Source organism: Arthrobacter crystallopoietes BAB-32, assembly GCF_000328305.2.
In the GTDB taxonomy this organism is placed as follows: Bacteria; Actinomycetota; Actinomycetes; order Actinomycetales; family Micrococcaceae; genus Crystallibacter; species Crystallibacter crystallopoietes_A.
The window spans coordinates 1-3821 of record NZ_ANPE02000210.1 but is presented as its reverse complement, the minus strand read 5'-3'; the positions used below and the strand labels follow the sequence as shown (position 1 = coordinate 3821).

The 3821-nt window shown below is 69.5% G+C and carries 3 protein-coding genes; all 3 read left to right on the top strand.

What is annotated here, in order from left to right; all coding sequences use genetic code 11:
- Positions 1-798, top strand: a 798-nt coding sequence (locus D477_RS16600) for an o-succinylbenzoate synthase (protein ID WP_005272225.1), incomplete at its 5' end; no start/stop codon positions are given.
- 149 nt (positions 799-947) lie between these two features.
- Positions 948-2978, top strand: a complete 2031-nt coding sequence (locus tag D477_RS16595; protein ID WP_085940461.1) for a PhoX family protein — start codon at positions 948-950, stop codon at positions 2976-2978.
- Positions 2979-3107: 129 nt separating this feature from the next.
- Positions 3108-3821: thiamine pyrophosphate-binding protein (locus D477_RS16590; protein WP_005272221.1), on the top strand; the 714-nt coding region annotated here is incomplete at its 3' end.

The following is a 3821-nucleotide window of genomic DNA, read 5'->3' as shown; positions in this document are numbered from 1 at the left end:
TGGCAGGGCTTCCCCGAGCCGCTGCGCACGAGTGTGCCGGTCAACGCCACCGTGCCTGCCGTGGAGCCGGCAGACGTTCCGGCGGTGCTGGCCCGTTTCGACGGTCCGCAGACGGTGAAGGTCAAGGTGGCCGAGGCTGGGCAGGATCCGGAGCAGGATGTCGCCCGCGTGGCGGCCGTGCGCGAGGTGCTGCCGGACGCGGCGCTGCGTGTTGACGCCAACGGCGGCTGGGACCGGGACACCGCCGTCGAGACCCTCACCCGGCTGGCCGGCTACAGGCTGCAGTACGCCGAGCAGCCTGTGCCGGATATCGCCGGGCTGCGCCAGGTGCGGCTGGAACTGGCGCGGCGGGGAGTGCCGGTGCCGGTGGCCGCGGACGAAAGCGTGCGCAAGGAATCCGATCCGCTGCAGGTCGCGCGCGAGGATGCCGCGGACCTGATCGTGGTCAAGGCCCAGCCGCTGGGCGGGGTGCGGCGGGCGCTCGAGGTCGTGGCGGCGGCCGGCCTTCCCGCGGTGGTCAGCTCGGCGCTGGATTCGTCGGTCGGGATCAGCGCCGGAGTGGCGCTGGCGGCTGCACTGCCGGAACTGCCCTACGCCTGCGGCCTTGGCACAGTGGCCCTGCTGGCAGCGGACGTGGCCAGGGACTCCCTGGTGCCGGCGGGCGGGATGCTGCCGGTGTGCCGGGTGCAGGCTGACCCGGAGCTGCTCGAGCGGCATCAGGCGGCGCCGGACCGGACGGACTGGTGGGTGAGCAGGCTCACCCGGACTTACCGCCATTTGGCAAGCCTCCGCCGATAAGGTTCGCTGCGCCGTCGTGATTTGTTCAGCTGCGGTTCACCCCAACTCGGCATCCCCGTCGGATTCGGCTGAAAACGTGAGGGCGTTGCTTAACCGTTCAAGTCTGGAAGGCCACTTACGTGTCTGATCTCAAGAACCGCCTGCTGCCCATGCTGGGCCATGTCTCGGGCAAGCGCAGCGCCGTGACCTGTGCGCTCAAGTGCGGCAACGCCTGTGCCCAGGGTGTGTGCAACACCTCGTCGAACAACTACTTCCGCGACGTCGTCTCCGCCGAGTTCTCCCGCCGCAACATGCTCGGCGTCAGCGGCGCGGGCGTGCTGGCCCTGATGTTCGGCGGCGGCGCAGCGGCGAACGCCGGCTCCGCCACCGGGCTGGCCCCGGCAGCCAAGGTCGGCCAGGCCGGCAACGGCAGCAAGCTGAAGTTCACCGGGATTGACGGCGTCGCCAACACCGTCGACGACGTGGTCGTGCCGAAGGGCTACAACTGGAAGCCGGTCATCCGCTGGGGCGACCCGCTGTTCAACGACTCCGCCGAGTTCGACCCGGAGAACCAGACTCCGGAGTCCCAGGCCGGCCAGTTCGGCTACAACAACGACTACCTGGACATCATCGAGATCCCGGGCACCAACGGCAAGCGCGCGGTGCTGTTCGCGAACCACGAGTACACCAACGAGAACCTCATGTTCCCGCCGACGATGGATCCCAGCGTGGTCCGCCGGACCGCCATGGCAGCCCACGGCCTCAGCGTGGTGGAGCTGCGCCGCAAGGGCAAGGGCCAGCCGTGGGAGTATGTGCGCGGGGCCAAGCTGAACCGCCGCTTCTTGATGGACACCGAGTACGAGTTGACCGGCCCCGCCGCCGGCTCCAAGCTGCTCCAGACCCAGGCGGACCCGACCGGCCGCAAGGTGCTGGGCACCCAGAACAACTGCGCCGGCGGCACCACCCCGTGGGGCACCATCCTCTCGGGCGAAGAGAACTTCAACCAGTACTTCAAGGTCAGCAACCCCAGCGACGAGCAGCGCCGCTACGGGCTGACCAACACGAACCCCTCCCGCGGCTGGCATGTCGAGGAGACCCGCTTCGACGCCGACCTGCCCGAGGGCAAGAACGAGGACAACCGCTTCGGGTGGATCGTCGAGGTGGACCCGTTCGATCCGACGTCCACCCCGCGCAAGCACACTGCCCTGGGCCGCTTCAAGCACGAGGGCGCCAACGTCACCATTGCCAAGTCCGGCCACGTTGTCTCCTACTCCGGCGACGACGAGCGCTTCGACTACCTCTACAAGTTCGTCTCGAAGGGCAAGTACGTCGAGGGCGACAAGAAGCACAACATGACGCTGCTGACCGAGGGCGACCTGTTCGTGGCCAGCTTCACCGGCAACTCGCCGCGGAACCAGATCGATGGCTCCGGCGTGCTGCCCTCGGACGGCAGCTTCGACGGCACCGGCCACTGGATCCAGCTGACCAAGGACGGCAAGTCCCTGGTGCCCGGCATGGAGATCGACCAGGTCCTCGTCTACACCCGCCTGGCAGCGGACAAGATGGGCGCCACCAAGATGGACCGCCCGGAGGATGTCGAGGTCAACCCGCACACCGGCAAGGTCTACATGGCGTGCACCAACAACACCAAGCGCACGGCCGCCGAGGTTGACGAGGCCAACCCGCGGGCCAACAACAAGCACGGCCACATCGTCGAAATCACCGAGACCGGGGACCAGGCCTCCACGGAGTTCACCTGGAACCTGCTGCTGGTGGCCGGCGACCCGGCCGTGGATGAGAGCGTCTACTTCGCCGGCTACCCGGCGGACAAGGTCCAGCCGCTCTCCTGCCCGGACAACGTGGCCTTCGACTCCGCCGGCAACCTGTGGATTTCCACGGACGGCCAGCCGGGCACCATCCAGCGCAACGACGCCCTCTACCGCGTCACGCTGGAAGGCCCGGAGCGCGGCAAGGTCGAGCAGTTCATGGCCGTGCCCATCGACGGCGAAACCTGCGGCCCGGTCATCCACGACGAGGACGGCATGGTCTACGTCGCCGTGCAGCACCCCGGCGAGGACGGCTCCTGGGACAAGCAGCGCTCGCTGTTCCCGGACTACCTGCCGGCCGGCACGCCGTCGGGCAAGGGCGGCCTGCCCCGTCCGTCCGTGATCCAGATGTACAAGGGCAAGAACGGGCACTAATCGCCATCGGCGGCCGGCCACCAGGGTCCGGCCGCCCTGCGCGCCGACACGACGGCCGCGTCCACTTCGGTGGGCGCGGCCGTTGGCATCGCGGCGTCTGCATCGGCCCACCTGCATAGGATGGGGAGCGTGACTGTCCCGCTCAGCTCCCTCGATGCCGCCTGTTCCGCCGTCAGCGCCCTGCTCGAGGGCGGCGTGCGTGACGTGGTGATTGCTCCTGGCTCGCGCAGTGCCCCGCTGGCCTACGCCCTGGCCGAGGCGGAATCCCGCGGTGAGCTCAGGCTGCATGTGCGCATCGACGAACGCGCCGCAGGGTTCACCGCCCTGGGACTCTCGCTCGGCTCGCTGCGGCCGGTTCCGGTGGTGACGACGTCGGGGACCGCGGTGGGGGAACTGCTGCCGGCCGTCATGGAGGCCAACCACGCCGGTGTCGAACTCGTGGTGCTCAGCGCGGACCGGCCCGAGGAACTGCGCGGGACCGGCGCGAACCAGACCACGGTGCAGCCGGGGATCTTCGGCGGGCAGGTGCGCTACGCCGTGGACGTGCCGGCGGGTGAGGATCCGGCGGAGCCCATTGCCGCCGGCCTGCTGGCCGCCAAGGGCATTCCGCTGCCCGCGGCCGGGCCGGCCGACGGCATCCAGAGCCTCGCAGCGACGCCTTCCCGCGAAGCGGCGGCGCCTGCCACCAACCCGGACTATCATCAGGGAGCCGTCGGTCCGGTGCATATCAATCTCGGGCTGCGTGATCCGCTGGTGCCGTTAATTGACGACGGCGGGGGTGCGGCCTCCGCGCCCGGCGAGCCTACCGCCGTGGGCAGCGGTGAGGTTCCGCGCGCTGCCGCC